Source organism: Lutimonas vermicola, assembly GCF_038433205.1.
GTDB lineage: Bacteria > Bacteroidota > Bacteroidia > Flavobacteriales > Flavobacteriaceae > Lutimonas > Lutimonas vermicola.
The window spans coordinates 1,134,744-1,154,041 of the sequence record NZ_JBCDNA010000001.1; the positions used below are offsets into that span (position 1 = coordinate 1,134,744).

The 19,298-nt window shown below is 35.7% G+C and carries 18 protein-coding genes; 3 read left to right on the top strand and 15 right to left on the bottom strand.

Going from position 1 to position 19,298, the window contains the following annotated elements; translation table 11 throughout:
* Positions 1-366 precede the first annotated feature (366 nt).
* The 15 genes from AABB81_RS05130 to AABB81_RS05200 form a co-directional block, all read right to left on the bottom strand.
* Positions 367-774, bottom strand: a complete 408-nt coding sequence (locus AABB81_RS05130) for a DUF2391 family protein (protein ID WP_342159075.1) — start codon at positions 772-774, stop codon at positions 367-369.
* A gap of 874 nt (positions 775-1,648) precedes the next feature.
* Positions 1,649-2,170 carry a nuclear transport factor 2 family protein gene (locus tag AABB81_RS05135; protein WP_342159076.1) on the bottom strand — a complete coding sequence of 174 codons (522 nt, stop codon included), beginning with the start codon at positions 2,168-2,170 and terminating at the stop codon, positions 1,649-1,651.
* Positions 2,171-2,365: 195 nt separating this feature from the next.
* The gene (locus AABB81_RS05140; protein WP_342159077.1) at positions 2,366-3,061 is read right to left on the bottom strand and encodes a DUF6090 family protein; all 696 of its coding nucleotides are present in this window, start codon (positions 3,059-3,061) and stop codon (positions 2,366-2,368) included.
* A gap of 249 nt (positions 3,062-3,310) precedes the next feature.
* The gene (locus AABB81_RS05145) at positions 3,311-4,081 is read right to left on the bottom strand and encodes a DUF6090 family protein (RefSeq protein ID WP_342159078.1); all 771 of its coding nucleotides are present in this window, start codon (positions 4,079-4,081) and stop codon (positions 3,311-3,313) included.
* 132 nt (positions 4,082-4,213) lie between these two features.
* Positions 4,214-4,978 carry a DUF6090 family protein gene (locus tag AABB81_RS05150; protein ID WP_342159080.1) on the bottom strand — a complete coding sequence of 255 codons (765 nt, stop codon included), beginning with the start codon at positions 4,976-4,978 and terminating at the stop codon, positions 4,214-4,216.
* A gap of 243 nt (positions 4,979-5,221) precedes the next feature.
* On the bottom strand, positions 5,222-6,670 hold the full coding sequence (locus AABB81_RS05155) for a serine hydrolase domain-containing protein (protein WP_342159081.1): 1,449 nt from the start codon (positions 6,668-6,670) through the stop codon (positions 5,222-5,224).
* A gap of 286 nt (positions 6,671-6,956) precedes the next feature.
* The gene (locus AABB81_RS05160; protein WP_342159082.1) at positions 6,957-7,418 is read right to left on the bottom strand and encodes a nuclear transport factor 2 family protein; all 462 of its coding nucleotides are present in this window, start codon (positions 7,416-7,418) and stop codon (positions 6,957-6,959) included.
* A 181-nt stretch (positions 7,419-7,599) separates the two neighbouring features.
* Entirely contained in the window at positions 7,600-8,727 is a 1,128-nt protein-coding gene (locus AABB81_RS05165) for a TolB-like translocation protein (protein WP_342159083.1), read from the bottom strand.
* A gap of 187 nt (positions 8,728-8,914) precedes the next feature.
* Entirely contained in the window at positions 8,915-9,652 is a 738-nt protein-coding gene (locus tag AABB81_RS05170) for a DUF6090 family protein (RefSeq protein WP_342159084.1), read from the bottom strand.
* A 278-nt stretch (positions 9,653-9,930) separates the two neighbouring features.
* Positions 9,931-10,776, bottom strand: a complete 846-nt coding sequence (locus AABB81_RS05175) for an N-acyl homoserine lactonase family protein (RefSeq protein ID WP_342159085.1) — start codon at positions 10,774-10,776, stop codon at positions 9,931-9,933.
* Positions 10,777-11,059: 283 nt separating this feature from the next.
* On the bottom strand, positions 11,060-11,587 hold the full coding sequence (locus tag AABB81_RS05180) for a hypothetical protein (RefSeq protein WP_342159086.1): 528 nt from the start codon (positions 11,585-11,587) through the stop codon (positions 11,060-11,062).
* Between the two features lie 186 nt (positions 11,588-11,773).
* Positions 11,774-12,310: a GNAT family N-acetyltransferase gene (locus tag AABB81_RS05185; RefSeq protein ID WP_342159088.1), complete on the bottom strand. Its 537-nt coding sequence runs from the start codon at positions 12,308-12,310 to the stop codon at positions 11,774-11,776.
* 709 nt (positions 12,311-13,019) lie between these two features.
* A complete protein-coding gene (locus AABB81_RS05190; protein WP_342159089.1) occupies positions 13,020-13,859 on the bottom strand; it encodes a C-GCAxxG-C-C family (seleno)protein in 840 nt (279 codons plus the stop codon).
* Between the two features lie 91 nt (positions 13,860-13,950).
* Entirely contained in the window at positions 13,951-14,580 is a 630-nt protein-coding gene (locus AABB81_RS05195) for a carbonic anhydrase family protein (protein ID WP_342159090.1), read from the bottom strand.
* 17 nt (positions 14,581-14,597) lie between these two features.
* Positions 14,598-16,193: a SulP family inorganic anion transporter gene (locus AABB81_RS05200; RefSeq protein ID WP_342159092.1), complete on the bottom strand. Its 1,596-nt coding sequence runs from the start codon at positions 16,191-16,193 to the stop codon at positions 14,598-14,600.
* A 153-nt stretch (positions 16,194-16,346) separates the two neighbouring features.
* Here AABB81_RS05200 and AABB81_RS05205 point away from each other — a divergent pair, with 153 nt between their 5' ends.
* The 3 genes from AABB81_RS05205 (at position 16,347) to galK (ending at position 19,278) form a co-directional block, all read left to right on the top strand.
* A complete protein-coding gene (locus tag AABB81_RS05205; protein ID WP_342159093.1) occupies positions 16,347-17,021 on the top strand; it encodes a TetR/AcrR family transcriptional regulator in 675 nt (224 codons plus the stop codon).
* A gap of 261 nt (positions 17,022-17,282) precedes the next feature.
* The gene (locus AABB81_RS05210) at positions 17,283-17,987 is read left to right on the top strand and encodes an NUDIX hydrolase (protein WP_342159094.1); all 705 of its coding nucleotides are present in this window, start codon (positions 17,283-17,285) and stop codon (positions 17,985-17,987) included.
* Between the two features lie 145 nt (positions 17,988-18,132).
* A complete protein-coding gene (gene galK / locus AABB81_RS05215) occupies positions 18,133-19,278 on the top strand; it encodes a galactokinase (RefSeq protein ID WP_342159096.1) in 1,146 nt (381 codons plus the stop codon).
* The last annotated feature ends 20 nt before the right edge of the window (positions 19,279-19,298 follow it).

Consider the following 19,298-nt stretch of genomic DNA (forward strand, 5'->3'; position numbering starts at 1 on the left):
TTTTATAATTTAATTTCCAGAATGATTTTACTCATGAATTGGAACTTTTTTATCCTGATTAATTCTCATGTTGTTTAGATAAACAATAATCTAAAACCCTGTTGAATAATTTCCTTCTATGTTAAGTCAGACTGGCTATAACGTCTGGTTTAACTAATGGTTTGTCCCGATAGCTATCGGGATGAAGTACAACTTAATTGCATTGTTGAAGCACCTAATTTAACAAAAATGGATCGAACCAGAAGAATATCCGCAGGGTTTTCAGAGTACACACAGACCCAGATCATTAATTATACACTGTATTGTGCTTTTGTACTTTTTACATCTTTTTGTTTATGAAATGAATTGTGGTTTATCAATACCCAATTATTCTTTATCAAATCCATCAACAATGACTCCTCCCATAGATGCCGGAAAACCAAGTATTATTATTCTTTTAAATGCAATTATCGGTTCGTCTAAAATTGGCATTCTGTTAAGTGCAAATAGTACAATAAAAACGATAATAAGGGCAACTCCATAATCAATTATGATTCGAAAAATAAAATGGGATAATCTGTGCTTTATTTGTCCCTGAAATATTCCCTGAATAGAGTACAGACTTATAAATAATAACGATAAAAAAATAAGCACAATTACGTTAAGTGCAGGTAAGGTTTCACTGAGCCTCCAAGATTCTTCTGAGAATGCCACGGGAACAGTCAATGCAGACGATCCAACTATGACCTGAACAATGTCTTCTGTGTTGATATATTTTTTGAAAGATTTAGTCATTTTATTTATATAATTTACGCCTCTGTTTGTATTAAATATTTAATAGTTCCTGCATGAAGTACAAGGGTCTTGGCTATAATTTCGTTACTGAATGTTACGCAAGTATCATTGCGCCGTAACCATAAATTTAGCAAAAAGGCTTGAAATTCCGATTAGGAATTCAGCCGTAAGGAACTATAACCCTTGTGGCAGCCAGTTTTTATTTCCTCCATTTTATCTTTACAGCGGATATTTTTTCAAGTTCCAGTCTGACTTTTTCCAACCTTTTAAATCCGTTTTTTAAATAAAAATCCATTGGTGATCTGTAAATTTCTCCATTTTTTTTTCTGTCGCTGTTATGGTCAATTACCCAACCACTTAAATCAATTTCTTTTTCTTTTGCAATATTTAGAAGTCTTGTACCAAGTCCTTTCGAGTGAAGTTTTGAATCTATAATTATAACAAACCATTTTTCATTCTCTCGTATAAAGTCAAAATACCAACCTTTTATTTTTTTTTTTATTATTAATCATTAAAATATGAGATTGTCCCGTCAAGTTTTCAAGATAATTTTCAAAATCCTGCAGAGTTTTATAACTCAATTTTTCAGGGTATTCGTTATTCCAAAGATTAAGAACTTCTTCTTTGTTGGTTTTTGATAGTTCTTTCAGTTTTATAAATTCCACTTTTCAATTCTGGTTTGTTAAATTGGCTCTGTGATTGCATAAGATTAGTTGTGTGGTTTAATCAACTAATTTAGCAAATACAAACCGAACCTGCCAGCCGGCAGGCTGGTAGAAAATCCGCAAGACAGGAACACAGCGAACTGACGCCAGCAATTTTCGTAAATAGGCTTGCACTAGCAATTAATTTTATACGGTGTTACAATTGTTTTTCAAAGCCTTTCAGTCTTATCAGCGGCCATGCCACCGAGTATCAACCAAGTATTGCCAAATTTTTTCCATGTGTGAGTAATCTTAAATGTTTTTTTCTCTAAAACATTATTTTGCTCGTCTGTCAAAATTTGATCAAAGTCATAAAATACAATTACCACATCAGCAATAGAATTCACTGCTTTTCTATAAAGTTTAAAACTATATATCCGGCTTTTATCTTCGTGTAATTCTGGAATCCAGGATGCTATTTTACTTTTATCAGAAACTCCGTCACCAAAGCTTGGATACCCGGTAAAATCATTGTGCCAAAGATTTTTGTAAGCAATCGTGTCATTTTTCATTACATAATCCCAGTACAGCTCTTCCATTCGCCAGACTTCGTTTTCGAGATCCTCTTTTTTAATTTCAGGCAAAGTTGCTTGTGTATTTTCTGATTCCCTATTTTTTTTATTACAACTGGTTATTGTAACCGATAGGAATAGCGCAAATGTAACTGGAAGTATTAATTTATGTGATTTCATATAGTTTCTTCTTATATTTTGCCTACTCTAATCGGTTTTCAGCTTACCCGTTTGTTTCCTTAAATTATTGCCAACGATATTGGCTATGAGTAGTTGCCTGGATTAGTACTTAACTTTGCAAGTGCACAGCAAACTGACTCGAGCGGAGCTAACTGGCGCAGCAATTTTCAGAAGCAGGCGAGAACAAGATATTACTTACAGCCATTGTTGTGCTTTCGTTATTTGTTGGTTATATCTATCTAGTGTTCTTAATAGTTCATTACATTCCTTAAAAGCATTTGTAACCGATTTTACTCTTCCATTGGCAAAATTCTTTCTAATTGTATTTGCCAATTTTGGTTCTTGCAATAGCGCTTTTACCTCTTCATTTGAATAATCACTAATATTTTTCAAATTAGCTTTAGCTATCATAAATATTTCACGAGTGGATTCTCGATAAAGGTTTTCATCTTGAGTGAAAAGTTCATAAGTATAATAGATATCGACAATTTGTTTTCTGATGGCTTCATTTCTTATAATCTTGAGATGGCCATTACTTTTCATTTCATCAATAATTGATGTGCTAGGTGAAAAAATCTTGTAAGGGTTCCATTGGTATTTAAAGTATACTGACAACGAGTCTAATTTATAATCGTGTTGGTTTAAATATTCCATTATCGAATCTTTGGCATCTGACGCACGTAATGCTTCTTTATAGAGGTTGTGAAGACTAGTAGAATCCTTTTTTAGATTATTTGTTAAATCTGTGATATATCTTATCTCAAGATTTCTGTTATAGTTGTCTTGCTGCCAATTATTTATGGATAAGGCAATCAAAATTCCAAAAACTACTAATACGATTTCCCCAATGGCGTATAGCAGATATTTGCTGAACTTATTTTCAGTAAGCATATTTTGTCGAATTCTCCTAAAGAAGTTTATCATCGGTTATTGGTTGGTTTGAATGAAGCACAACGTGTTTGGATATGATTTTGTAGGATGTTTCAGTTACTAAATTAGCAAATTAATCACTGATAGAATATTCCCCAGGAATATTCTTAAGTCGGCCGTGAACAGGCAATTACTTGCAGCCATTGTTGTGCTTTCGTTATTCTTCTCATTCTACTTCAATTGTTCAAAGAATTTTATCCTAAAAAAAAATTACGGGTTAGATACCTCTAATAAATTTAACAATTCCTCATTCCCATTTAGCTTTCGTTTGTAAAGCCCAATTTTTAGATAAAGGTCAGAAGTTCGTCCAATTGCAGCAGTTAATAGAGCATTACTCTCGAGTAGTTTAGTTTCGTGTAAAAATGAAATGCATTTTGAAATCTCCTCTTGAGTAAGGTTTGGGTTACAATTTTCTATAATTGCGTTTCCACCTATTTGTTGATCAACTTCTGTCCAGATTTCACATGCTTCTCGAATTTTTTCCTGAACACCCATAGAAATATGACTTCTAACCAATTCTCGATATTCGGTATCTTTATACCAAACTTTCAAATACACATCAGTTTCATCATAATAAAGTCCAATTCTCTTACGAAGGTTTTCATTTGGGATAAGTTTTATATTTCCTGTGGAAATTAGTTCGTCATAAGTATCACGCACATTGCGATACCGCCATTGTTGAGTGGCTTGATAGACATCAATTAAAAATTGAGAATCCAAGACATCTGAATTATTGGATAAGGTATTTACGACATTTTTAGCATGTTCTTCTACTTTCGTGTAGTATGAAATCCTTTCCTTTAGCATTATTTTTTCATTTAACAGATCTTCCCTTAAGCGTTCATGAAAGCTTTCAGCCTCCATTTTTGCAATGCGATCCTGATTCCAGTTATTCACTTGCAATGCAATTAAAATCCCAATTACAACAAGTACAATTTCTCCTATTGCATATTTTAAATACTTACCTGTTTTGTTTTCCATAATCAGATTTTGGCGAATCCGCCTGAAGAATTTAATCATATCTTTTGCTTTTTAGACCTGTACACCGCCTGGTTCCTACGTGTCGAAGGCTGCCAAACCTGTTCTTTCCATTCGACCTTCTAAAGAATGTAATCATTCGCCATAGGTTTTAAGTTCATAGATTATCAAATTTTCAAGTTCTTCTGCCTTTGTAATTATTATACTACTTATATAATCAATATTCACCGAGGTATAAAATGAGATATGCTTTACGCTTTTATAGAATTCTGTATCCTCTGCAATGCTACTGAGATTGAAACGTACTTCCTTATTCAATATGGCATGATTAAGATTTTCTACATTAGAACCTTCAGGCATTCCATTGAGGTGGCCTATCGCTAGCCTTTCAGTTTCTTTTAAGCCAAGATTATAAGATGATATAATTTGCCAATAATCTTCAACTTGAGTTTGATAGTTAGCTAAGGCCTTTTTAAGACTTTCTGATTTAATATATGATAGTTTGCCTGAACTGACAATTTCATTATAAGTTGGAAACGATTGAGAATAATCAATTATCCAACCCACCCGGGTTATGGCTGTAATAAACATCGCAGAATCAGCTACTCTTTGTTCCTTGAGGGATTTAAGGACAAAATCTGCCCATTCTTTTCGCTGCCTTAGGCCGTTTTGTTGTTCTTTTAGTTTACTGATGTTTGCTACAATGTCTAACTTAAGATTACTCAACAAGACCTTGGTTTCTTTATGTTCAATACGGTCCTGATTCCAATTGTTGATTTGCAAGGCAATTAATATTCCTATAACAACTAGAATTATTTCGCCAAGCGCATAAATCAAATATTTACTGAATTTATTTTCAGTCAGCATTTTTTGCCTAATATTTCTAAAGAATTTTATCATTGGTTATTGGTTTGTCCCGATAGCTATTGTGATGAAGCATAACGGTTTGTGTATGAATCGAAGTGTTCAAAAAGACGCTAATTTTTCTGATAAACACAGAGCCGAATTTTTATGTTTTGTTTTTAACTTATCAATCCTAAAAGCCAAATTTAAAAATTTGGCAGTATTCCCAAATAAACACAAACCTTTTGGAAAGCACTTATTAGCTAAGTTTTAAACGCAATGTTATGGGCAGTTTTTGATTTACCATCCAAAAGCAACAATTTGATTATTTTCATTGAATTGCAGGTCAAAACATGGGGTTAATTCGACAACTTTTCCATCTTGCGATTCCAAAACAATATCGAAGCTCATATCCCCATATTCCAAAATATGTTTCAATCGATATCCCAAAAACTCTTTCTGCATGTCCTTAATCCACATTCTGAATCTTCGTTCTCTTTCTTTACTTGCCAAATGACTCGTGATGAAATCATCAATATTTTCATCGCTCTTCATAATAAGTTTTACAAATTGATTAATAATTTCAAGTTGTTTATTTACAATATCGCTGCCATCGTGTTTGATACTATTCATTTTAGGAACAACAGGAGTGTAATTTTCGCTAAAAAGAAGTTGCTCTATTTCCCATGCTACAATTTGAGTATCGTATCTTAATTCATTGGTCATATATATGATTACTGTGTCTTCTTCTGGCAGTTGCAGGAAATCGGCATAAAAAACACCATTTGAGCCATTGTGTGCAATAATTTTCGTATTTCTGTCACCATTCATTATTGTCCATCCATATGCATAGTGTGAATCTCCTGATTCATTTTCTTTTACATGGGGAAAAGTGAGTTGCTCAAATGATTTTTTGGAAATAATTTTATTTTCTTTTAAAGCAATATACCATTTATACAAATCAGAAGGATTGGAGAGTATTCCACCATTCCCCTTTAAATGCCATGATATTTGATTTGAATCTGCTTGCCATTTTAAAAGGTGGGTTCCCCAATCTTCCCCGCATTTATAACCGTGAGCAATTTGGGTTGTATCCCATCTTGGGAAAAGATAACCCGTATGTTCCATACCTGCTTCTTGAAAAAGATTTTTCTGCAAATAGGTTTCATAATCTGATTGGGAAATATTTTCAATTATCATAGCCAAAATACTGTAACCTACATTGGAATAACTATACTGTTTTCCTGGTTCAAAATCCAATGGTGAATTGTAAACTTGATTTAAAAACTCCTCCTTCGAAATGGGAACGAAATCCACTCCGTAATCAAGATTTCCAACTATGCCCGAAGAATGTGTTAGTAATTGATGAATAGTAATATTTTGTTTGTCCTTGGGCACATCTTCAAAAAATTTATAAATAGAATCGTTTACCGATAATTTTAATCCCTCTTGTAATTTTAGAATAGCAGTTGCTGTAAACTGTTTTGTTAATGAACCCGTTGTGAAAATGGTTTCTTCAGTTACAGGAAGTTTCTCAGTTTTGTTTCTTAGTCCAACTCCACCAGAGTAAAGTATATTTCCATCTTTGGCGACTAAAACGCTTGCTGAAAGTCCATTTATATTACACTCGTCAATATAGGATTCAAGCCTGTTTTCCAAAGAGTTTTCTGTGCCGATTGAGTTGGTTTTGTTTTTACAAGAAACACAAAGAGTTAGAATTATTACTATTATTGAAATGTATTTTTTCATTATCTGCTTATGCTGTTTTGCTTAAATTGTCCATAAATTGTTTTAGGTGATGCGATTCAAAATAAACTTTCAAATCACCTGTTATTCAGAAAAAATTGATCTCCCGTTGAATTATGGATAATTTGAACAATGCGATCGGCGGTTACGTTTAAGAATAGTGCGGTTTTAGTCCGAGGATTTTCAGCAGGAGAATCAGAGTGACCAAATAAGCACTAACTTTTTAATTTTAAGACGAAACTTAGCATTCTTTTTATCCATTATTGTAGGCAGAGCTTATATACTTCAATTAATTATCACAGTTCTCTTTTTCTATAGTATAAGCAGTACTTATTATTTTCCATTTTCCATCCTTTTCAAAGAGGGTAAAAACATCTATACCACAATGGGAAAATTCATCATCAATCCAAAATTTATAGGGTACCCATGCAGTGGCAATTCCGTTTTCTGCTGATATTTTAAAGCTCAATGCAACTTCTTTAATTTTAGGATAACCGGGCATTTTCTGCAAATCATCTTTTCTAAATCTCATGTCGATCTCAACAGGTTCTTTATTATTTCGTCTGCGCCAAATTTGTGCTTCGTCCATTGTAGTTTGTTTCATCAACAATGTGTCCTTGGTTTCCAAAGAACTAAAAAACTGATTAATCACATTTCTAATCTTTTGTTCATCAGTAATTTCTGAGCTTTGAGAATAGGCACTAAAAGTTAAAATCGATAGAAAGAGTATGAGGAAGTATGTTTTTTTCATTATTGATGTTTTGTGTTATTTCAATTAGTTTTGCGTACAACGGTTTCGTGTATGAGTAGTAGTGGATTTTCAACCACCAACGTATCAGATAATACTGCCCTTTGATTTACATTTTTATGATTCAAAATAGCACTGGACCCGCTATTGCTGATACACAATGTTAGCGGTAGTTTTATCATAATTAATCATCATAAGTTTTAAAATCCTCCAGGTGTTTTGCAGCTTCTTCCAAATCCATAATTAGAAAACCAAAACCAACACCAGGTTCTGTATTATCTTTTCCTATCTGAAAACATAAATATTTCCCATCGTCTGAAATTACTCCTTGATTGGCCTTGTATCCCTTATAGTCAGTGAAATAAGTTAATCTTTGCATTTCCCCCGACCCATCTAATTTCAATTTATACAGATCAAGCAATGGCCAGGCATTTTTCTCGGAGGGTCCGTGTTCGACAAGAGTGTGTAAACCGTCAGGGAATATTCCTTCAGGCTCATCGTAGCAGCAGGGAGAATTAGTGATAGTTCTGTATTCTCCGGTTTCACTATCTACCATATAAACATCAGTATTATTTCCATTGTTAATGGTATAAACAGCAAATGTTACTTTTATATCTTCTGGTGGAACAAGACTTTGTGTTTCAAGACTTGCATGACCCAGTGAAAATGGTAACTGCTTTGAATCAAAAATCGTCCTTTCGTTGGCTAACTTTGGTATCCCATCTTGATAAATTATTTCGGCCATTAATAACTTTGCCCTATTTTTCCCCAGCTCAGGTAACTGGCGATCTCTATGTGTCCAGGCTATTCTCATCCTGCTTCTGGAAACAGCCGGCCCTTCAGCACAGAGGGTATTTAAAGGAACAGGGGGTGTTGTACCACTTTTATCCATGACGTACAACCAGGTAAGGTCACGCGCTTTATCTCTTTCCTCATTGTCAGTAGGGTCAAAGAGCACCTTTGGACCGGAAAGTAAAATATCCCCATTTGATAAATACATTGCCCTGGTAAAACCGTAATGATTAAAATGTCTGGTTTTTGGACGGATTATTCCGGTTGCTAATTCCAATTCATATACTTCGCCCATTGGTTTGTCCAAAAATAGAATGAATCGGCCATCATGAGACCAATCCGGACGTTCTCCAAAACCGCTTGCAAGTTTTATATATGATGGTAAATTATCTATTGGACTAGCGTTAATTAGATCAGGTTCTGATTTTTCATGGCCTTGCCCAAATGCACTAACTGTTTGTAGTAGTATGCATAAAAGGAGTATTCGCAGGTATAGAATAGTCTTTTTTATTGTTGACATAAGGTCGAATTTTAAAATTGCTACGGATACAAGTTCGTCTGAAATTAACGCAAACGGTTTGGCCATGGTTTCTTTGCATAAAAATCCGTTAGGATTTTAAGCGGTAAACCGAAGATAGTAAAATTAAAAGCACTTTCCGAAATGAAAGTCTTAAGCAATGACTATAGCCCGTTTTGTAATTTCCTTATCATTCTATTTCCTGATCTATGAGCTTTAATATGTTTTCTATTTCCAGGTCCAGTGACTCATAGTTTTTAATGATATAGTCCACGCCCCTCGACATTCTAACCACCATGTTTTCAAATTCGGGGTCTTCTAAAAGTGCAACTGAATTTCTGTGAAAGCGGCTATCTGTGTGATAGTTTAAAAATTTTAATCTTATGGGTTCCAAATAAGTGTCGCCATAATTCATAATACGAACTTCATCTTCCTTAACATCTTGTACTTCTCCAAACCATTTGGATAAAATTATCCGAAGACTGTCATTCTTTATCAAATTAAGTTGTCCAGAACTTATAAGATTGTTGAGTGCTCCATTAGAAGGGTCATATGTCGAGTAAGCACCTAAACCAAGCGTTAAGTATTTTAGGTTTTCAGGATTTATATTGTCTTGGGGTACTTTGAATAAAATCAACACACTATCAGCCCTTTTTTTTAATCGTATGGCCTTTTCAATATTTCGATGAAGCTCTATACTATTATATGTGAATTCGGACTTCAATATTTTTAGGATAGCTTGTTCCTGAGTATTCAATTGACGCTGGGTATTCCAATTATTGATTTGAAGTGCAATCAGAATCCCAATTACAACAAGTATAATTTCTCCAATGGCATATTTAAAATACCTGCCTGCCTGCAAGGCAGGCTTTCCGGTTTTTCCTTCCGAAAGTAAGTTTAGTCTGATGTGTCTAAAAAACTTGATCATACCTTTTATTTTTTCAGCCCACGCACCGCCTGGCTCCTCACTATCAAAGGTCTGCCAGACCTTTGCTTTCCGTTCGGCCCTCTAAAGAATTTTATCATTGGTCATTGCTTGGTTATTATGAAGCACAATGTTTATGTATATCTAAAGTTGTGTGTTTGTGTGCGGGTATTTTCCGAAGGAAAATCAGAAGTCAGCAAATACGCAACTGACATTGGTTTAGCTAAAACCAGCAATTTTTTATATACGGTGTTGTAACACGTTAATTTGTCAGTTTAAATTTAATCTATTCTAATTATATCTTCACTTATTTTAGGGAATTTCGAAAATAACAGTAGGTCGTGTCCTGGTATAATGAATTTAATATCTTTTACTAAAGTTTTCATTCTTTCCATTGCTTTCACGTATGCATTGGCGTCAAAAGTCTCATTTTTAGGTGCAGACATAAGATTGTTCAGATTGTAGTATGTATAAACATTGTCAGAAGCAAGAATTATTTTATTCTCCCCATTATCCACCATTACATATTGCGACTCAAATGTGTGTCGAGAACCTGTATAAACTTTTATATTTGGAAGAATCTCTTTATCATCTCCATCGATAAGAAATAATTTACCTTCTAAATTTAGTTTTACAAGTTTAAGAACATCTCTTTCATTAAAATCTCCCCAACCATCTTTTTGCCAAGCGTCAGCGACAAAGTAATTATAATCTTTTTTTTGAATCCAAACGTTTGCGTTAGGGAACAAATCAACTCCATCCATATGGTCCCAATGGGGATGAGTTAAAATAATATCTGTAATATCCTCTGCTTTTAATCCTAATTCCGGAAGCATTAAATCTGGGCGCACATAATTTGTAACACTATAAGCTTTGGCTTGTTCAATGTCTTCTAAAAAACCAGCATCTACTAATATGTTTTTCCCGTTATTGTCTTTCAGTAACCAGTACATAAAAACCGCATCTATCTTTTCAGATTCCGGAGCGTCTAAAACTAATACTGATAATGGCAACGTGACACCAACATCCGCATACTTTATGGCGTATACCTCATAATTAGTATTTTGAGAAAAAACTGTAATGGTGTTAATCAAAATAACAAGAATAGGCAGGAATAATTTTTTCATCGTTTTGTATTTATATAATTATTAATAGAGAATTAGTTAATTTTTTTTTATTGGTTTGTCCGTTGGTCATAATGTGTTACAACGTTGTGTGCATGATTAGTTGCGAATGAGGTCACAAAGTGAATCAGTCACACTTTTTCAGCGTGATGACGCCGTAAACTTTGCAAGGCTTTTGCCGTAGCTCAATCAGGTTTACCTTATGATGAAAAACTATGTGTCGAATTTAAGCTAATTTCCTTTGGATTTTAACTCAGTTCTTTGTTGAATCCAGTTTATTACTTCTTTAATTAGGGGCATATTTCTCATCTTTTGTGATTTCCATATTGCCCGACAAATACCACTCTCCATTGTATCTAACCGCACCGAAATAAAAGTGATTGTAATCTGAATTGTTCAATTTTGTATGAATAAAAAAGGGAATATACTCCTCTCCTTTTGACGCAGCCTTATATAAAATCATAAAATTCAAATTACTCCAGTCTAAATCGTTGGCTTCATTCAGATTTACTATTTCCTGGAAGTTTTTTTCATAGCGTGGTATAACCATATGATCATATGCAGCTTCATATTCGGCCATTAATGAATCTCGAACTTGTTTATCACTGTTTTCAGGATCATTATTCTCCTGAAATTTCAAAACTACTTCCTTAGGTAACAAGAGAGATTTAAAACTGTCCCAGTCATTGTTTAAAATACTCGCTACTATTGAGTTTCCTAACACTTCTTTACTTTTGCTTTGAGCATATAACGGGTTATACAGTAAGACTAATGTTAGAAAGCAAGTTGTAAAAATGATTTTTCTGTATTTCATAATCTATTAATTTTTAAAATAATTTTGTCAAATTGGTTACAACGGTTAGTATATGAAAAGCACGCGATTTCGAAGCATTAAACTTTCGGTTAAGCACAAACTTTATAACGATCCAAAAGCCTTGATTTTACTTCTTCTCGCCTTATTTTTTTATATACATTTTAGCTGCTGGGTTTCTCGTTTTATTTACTTAGTGTATTTCATTAAATCCAATTCCATAAACAACAAATAGTCCTTAAATTTTGCTGGAATTTCCATTTCAGGATATGCTTCAATATCACGAAATCCAAAACTTCGATATAACGAATGAGCTGTTTCCATAAACTTTGGGCTGTCAAGTCGAACCTTCTTGTAACCAGCTTTCCTCGATTCCTCTATAAGTCCTTCCAGTATAGCCCGTCCAGCACCGATTCTCCTGAAATTTGGGTCAACAAACATCCGTTTTATTTCTCCGATTTCGGAATTGATGCTCTTTAGGCTTCCAAGTCCACAGATTTTACCTTCAAAAATAGCTATTAATAATTGTCCATGTGGCGGCTGAAATTTACTTATTTGTTGAATGTCTTTTTCAACCGCTTCTTTTGGATTATGAGGATGGACACAATAGAGTTCTTGCATTTTTTTGTTACCCCAAACCAAATAGTCAAACCATAATTTTTGAATACTCTCAATGTCGCCAGGAATTTGAGCATATCTTACTTCGACATTTGATTTTTTTGTCATTATTACTGTTTTTCGATTTTGTCTGTTCGCCTTGCAGCGAATTTGTTATATTGAATTCGCCAATATACTATATTAGAAAGAATCCTGTGATATGGATAAATTATAGTTTTTGTTTTCAATTGCAATTGCTCAGGTAATATATACTGCTCCGTCATTCGTTGGTATAGACCCACATGTTCAGAATTTGTGTTGGTGAATTATAAACAGATAAACTGGATGCTTGTTACTCCATATATGATTGATTGTGGAAAAACCCTATGGTAATTTGTTGATTTTACAAACCCGGACCAATAAATATTATGTTTAGTCTAAGATGGCATTAGAGATGGCTTTGCCTCACCGAGTTACAAGCTGTAGCCGGCAAAAAGTAATTCAAGAAATCTTCCAAAACACCGGCTCTCAAAAAGTTGTGAATTACTTGCCCATCAAACAATATATGATGGCTTTCTGTAAAGATTTTAAATTTAAATCATAATAAAACAAACTTTACACATTCCGGCACAACATCAATTCATCTTGAATTTACAGACGCTATGTATACGTTGATATGTATATAGGAGAGAAATATTAAGCATATTCACAGTTATAAAACTATTAAATTTATTTCAAGAAATTAACATAAATCCTGATTTTTATTTATTCTGGATAGGCATGATTCCGGGAATCAGACGAATATTTAAAATAAATTCAAAGCGACTTTTAAATAAGGTCAAACCTCACTCAATTCCTCTATCAATTCGCCACAACCTCCATTTTTAAGGTAGTTGGTATGATCACTTAGAGAATTAAACACGGTCTGGCTGATGTCTTTACATAAAAACTTGTTATCTGTAAGAAAACTAAAATCACCTACTATTTCTTTGGCCTCAGGATCCTTGGCTGCCGACCCTTTCTTATGTTCACGGCACCATGAAAGTGCATTCATCCAAATAGCAGCGCTTAAGGCTCCGCAGCCGCTCCCGCTAAGACCCAGGCCTCCGGCGAATCCTGCCACCATGACCATCTCCTTTTCTGTCGCCCCCATTCTTCGTGCCACTTCTGTAGCGCAACTCATCGTTTCTTCAAAATTATGGGGTTTCCCTTTTAAGCCCTTTCTGGCCTTTTCAACAGCTTTTGGGGCCCAATCTTCTGCCAACTGAAAACAATGTAAAAAACGTCCGCTCAATACATATCTTGCAAAACTCAGCTTATTCTTAAAATCACAATTAGTGATTTCTCTGCATTGCGTAGTGCCTTCATGCTTTTCAAAATCATCCAGAAGGAGTCTTGTAGCCTCTACAGATACCGAAATAGCCTGAGACAAATGGCTACAGGTTTTATAAGCCTCGGCTCCAACAGCTAAGGATGCCCCCCACAACATACCACACTGATAACCCTGCTGCATGATTCCTCCGGCCAATGGGTCGGCGGCGCGTTCCTCAATTTCAAGGGCATTGCCGAATTCACGGTTCAATAAATAAAAAAAAGTGCGAGAGCAAGTTCCTAATTTTCTGAAGACTTTTTTGGCGTCATTTGCCAAAACCTCTGATTCCTGTTTCCCGGGATTCATCTCAAATGATTTAAAATTTCAATTGAAATTATAAATCAAACAGTAATCTTGCAATGATTTTCATCAAGCGCGGCATTGATTCTGATTAGAATCAATCAAAGAATGTTACTTTACCTGTGGCAACATCATACATGGCCCCAACGATAAGAATTTCGCCATTTTTCTCCATCTCAGCCAGAACATCACTTCCTGCTCTGATTCCTTCAATAGAAAAATCTACATTTTTTTCAGCCACTTCATTCACAAAATCAAGATTTGCCGAAGTTCTCTCAGAGGCTTCAGAAGGATGCACAACAGCCTTAACAGCAGGTTTAATCTTATTGAGCATACCTGTCAGTTTACCTAATTCTGCTCCGTCACAGGCCCCTTTAACGGCACCGCAAGAGGTGTGGCCCAAGACCACAACTATCTTCGACCCTGCAAGTTTACAGGCAAATTCCATACTTCCCAGGATATCATCATTTATAAAATTTCCGGCAATCCTGATACTGAACAAATCACCTATACCCTGATCAAAAACCATTTCTGCAGGTATGCGTGAATCTATACAGCTCAAAATTGTGGCGAAAGGAAATTGTCCCTGCCTTGTATCCCTCACTTGCTCCAGCAGGTTCCTGTTGGCCCTTAAATTGTTTTGAAATCTAAGATTTCCTTCCTTTAAAAAAGCTATTGCCTTTTCAGGAGTCATTGATGCCTGGGTTTCTTTAGTATGTGCTTTCATAAGATTGGTTTATAAGATTAACTTGCTTTGCGTTTGTCGTTGAAAAATTTGAAAAAACTTTCCGGATTCACAACGACACCCCTTTCGGAAATCAATTTAATAGAAATATTTCTTTCCTCCGCTTTATGGATAAAATCATCCAGGATCTCAATGATATCATTGTCCAGATATTTGGTGTTGGTCACGTCGAGTTCTAAGGCTGAATCGTGCGGTAATCTATCCAATTCATTTAAAATGGCACCCTTGTTAAAGAAGGTTACCTCTTCTGCCAAGGTCATTTTTACTTTTCCATCATCCACATCTTCACCTTCCTTGTGGAGAAAATGAGAATTCTGGTAACTCTTAAAGAGAATTACAATGATGCCAACCAAAAGGCCTAATCCAATACCCACCAATAAGTCGGTAAAAATGATTCCCACCACTGTCACAATAAATGGAACAAACTGCTTCCAACCCAATTGATACATGGATTTAAACAAGCCCGGTTTTGCCAGTTTAAAACCTACAACCAATAAAATGGCTGCCAGAACAGACAATGGAATCATATTTAGCAAATTCGGGATCAAAATTACCGATATCAATAAAAATAAACCATGAATGATGGCAGACATCTTGGTTCTGCCTCCAGACTGAATATTTGCTGAACTTCTTACGATTACCTGTGTGATAGGCAATCCTCCGATCAAACCCGAAATGATGTTACCGGTTCCCTGAGCAAGGAGTTCTCTATTGGTAGGGGTTACATTCTTATGCGGATCGAGCTTATCTGTCGCTTCAACACACAACAGGGTTTCCAAACTGGCCACCAGGGCAATGGTAAAACCTACTACCCAAACCTCAGTATTGGCGATGGCCGCAAAATTAGGAAACCTAAATTGAGACAAAAATGACGAAAAGTCATCAGGTACAGGAACACTTACCAAATGTGTCGAAGAAATACTTAACGAATTGTTTGAACCCATCACGGCAAAAAATACAATTCCGACAATTACAGCCACTAACGGGCCTTGAATTATCTGAAATATTTTGGCTTTTTTAGCCAGTACATTCTCCCAAAGCAGCAAAATAGCAAGCCCTATGAGCCCGATCAGTGCTGAGCCGGGTTGAATAAAATCCAAAGATGTAAAGATTTCAGAAAAGGTGTTTTGCCCGTCTACCTGTAAAAAAGCAAAATCACCCTCAGGGTCTGCATCGTAACCTACAAAATGCGGAATCTGTTTTAAGATAATGATGATCCCGATACCGGTAAGCATCCCTTTTATGACTGATGAAGGAAAATAATAGCCGATTACACCTGCTCTTAAAAGCCCGAAGATCAGTTGAATAATTCCTCCCAAAACAACAGCTACCAAAAAATTTTCGAAACCGCCAAGTGTACCGATTGAAGTAAACACAATGGCTGCAAGACCTGCGGCCGGGCCACTCACACCGATTTTGGAACCACTCAAGGCTCCAACGACTATTCCTCCTATGATACCGGCTATCAAACCGGAAAAAAGTGGAGCCCCGCTTGCAAGGGCAATTCCGAGGCACAAGGGTAGGGCTACAAAAAATACGACAATACTTGCCGGAAAATCACTTTTCAAATTGCTAAAAAATCCTGTTTTTTCCATGTTGTTTGTGTTTTGACAGAACAAATATAACAATATTATTGATTATAATAGTGTTGCTATCTTTTATGTTAGTTAAAATATTAATCAATATTGTAATAGTATTAGCATTAATTACTTAACTTTGACTTTTAGTATCCGTTAAATCGTCTTTCAATGGCCGTAAATGTTAGCATTTCATTAAATCCCGGACTCTATATTAAAGATCCTCAGCAATCTGAATTGGGCAAACGTATCATCAAACACAGTATATTATTGATTGATGAAATCGGTTTTGAACAGTTCAATTTTAAGAAACTGGCTGAGGAAATGAAATCAACCGAGGCATCTATTTACAGATATTTTGAGAACAAGCACCTGCTTTTGACATATCTGGTCTCGTGGTACTGGGAATGGTTGAATTATATGATTCAGATCAAGACCTTCAACGTCGAAGATCCTAAAAAGAAACTGGAAATTATCATACATACCTTTGTTTTGATTAGTGAAGAGAACCCTGCTATTGATTATGTCAATGAATCTTCGCTCCACAACCTGGTCATCGCCGAAAGCACAAAAGTGTATCATACCAAGGGCGTTGATGAAGAAAACAACAAAGGGTTTTTTCTCAACTACAAAGAGATGGTTTCATCCGTGGCTGAGGTGATTCTTGAGATCAAACCGAACTTTCCATATCCACATGCCCTGGCCAGTAATTTATTTGAAATGACAAACACTCATTTTTATTTTGCAGATCACCTTCCAAGGCTTACGGATATTGATAATAAAGCAGGACAGAAGGAAGAAGTGGAGAAAATGCTGTTGTTTTTTATCTCCAAACTTCTGGATTAATTTTTTTAATAGCATACCGAACAATCCAATTAAACGAGAAACTTATTTTTTAACAATCTCAACCGAACAAATTAATGTTAACTTCATTTTAGTTCTAGTGTTCAAACCTTTCCTAAAACGGCGGTGATTGAATAAAAAATGTATAAGTTCGTCTTTGAATAGAAAATGGAGATCGTAATGGTTAAAGGGGATAAAACAAATTTTAAGGGCCGTCTGCATGTATAAAATAGTATCTTTACTGTATCGTGAGCATTTTACAATATGAAACTAATTGATCCCGCATTAACATACAACAGCAGTCAGAAGATTCTGGTTGCAGTCGACTGTACCATTTTTGGTTTCGATTCAAAAAACCTCAAATTGCTTTTGTTCAGGCGGAAAGTGGAACCTCTGAAGGGACGTTGGTCCTTGATCGGTGCCTTTTTACAAAATGATCTTTCGATAATTGATGGAGCCAAAAGCATTCTTTTCGAATCCACAGGGCTCAAAGATATCTACCTGGAACAACTAAAAACATATGGTGCGGTTGACAGGGATCCGGTTGAACGCGTGATTTCCGTTGGCTATTATTCCTTGATTAGGATAGATGATATAGATATCCTTTCAGTGGAAGATTATGATGCCAAATGGTTCAATATTGATGATATCCCAGAATTGATTCTTGATCACGGAACCATGGTCTCTGATGCAATAGCAGCACTGAGAATAAGAGCCAGGCACGAGCCCATCGGTTTTAATTTATTGCCCGATTACTTCACCCTCCCACAGCTTCAGGCTTTGTATGAAAGTATTTTCCAGTCAAAAAGAGACTCCCGGAATTTCAGAAAAAAGGTACTTTCGCTCAACATGCTTGAAAAAACTGACAAGAAAGATAAAAGCCAGTCTAAAAAAGGTGCATTTTTATATAAGTTCAAGAAAAATGCGAAATTGGTCAAAGACAGACGAGACTTTTTGTTTGATTTCTAAGTATTATTAAATGTATATTGTACATTTAATAAATATGATTAACTTTATCACGCCTTTGCATCATATTGTCAGCATCAACTCAGCTCCGGCTAACTCATTTCTATGCTGATAGTTGAATTTTAATGGCTTCCAAATTATATCGTATATGTTAAAGAAACAAGTAGCATCTTTTTTTCAAAAAGCTTTTGGAACAAAACCGATGATGGTCTTTTCCCCGGGAAGGTTAAATATTATAGGAGAACACACAGATTATAATGAGGGTTTTGTTTTTCCGGCAGCCATTGACAAAGGTATTTTTGCCGCTTTTGGCGACAGCAAAAATGAAAAATGTGTTGTACACGCCCTTGATATGGACGAAAGCTATGAATTCGACCTGAATCATATAAGCCCGTTGGAAAACGGCGGTTGGAAAAATTATGTGCTTGGGGTTGTTCAGGGGATTCTGGATGCCGGTAAAAAAGTAAAACCATTTTATCTGGTTTTAAGAGGGGATATTCCTGAAGGGGCCGGATTGTCATCTTCGGCGGCGTTGGAAAATGCCGTGGTTTACGGACTTAATGAAATCCAACAATTAGGATTGACCAAAACCGAAATGATTCTGATATCCCAAAAGGCAGAACATGAGTTTGTAGGTGTCAAGTGCGGTATCATGGATCAGTTTGCCAGTATGTTTGGCCAGAAAAACAAAGCCTTGCTTCTGGATTGCAGAAGTATCAGCGCCAAAGAATTCAGCATTGACCTTCAGGATTACCAGATTCTATTGATCAATACCAACGTAAAGCACAGCTTGGCAGACAGTGCCTATAACAACAGGCGCGAGGTTTGTGAAAAAGTTGCCGGTCTTTTGCGCATAAAAGCCTTGAGAGATGCTACTGCGGCAGAACTTTTTACAGTTTCAGATGTGCTGGATGAAGAAGAGTACCAAATGGCCCTTTATGTCATTGAAGAAAATCAACGAGTTCAGCAAGCCGGATTGGCAATGCAGGAAAATGACATCCCTGCTCTGGGCAGGTTGATTTATGCTTCTCATCATGGTTTGCAGCACCAGTATAAAGTGAGTTGTGAGGAACTCGATTTTTTGGTTGACCTTGCCAAAGGAGTTCCTGAAATCGCAGGATCCAGAATGATGGGTGGCGGGTTCGGAGGCTGCACAATTACGATCATTAAAAAAAATGCCGTTCAAGACTTTAAAGAAAAGGCCACTTTAGCTTATCGCAATAAGTTCGAAAGGGATTGTTCGGTATATGAAGTATCATTATCAGAAGGAACCCACCTTTTAGCCCCCGGCTAAATCCTTTATATTCAGCAAAA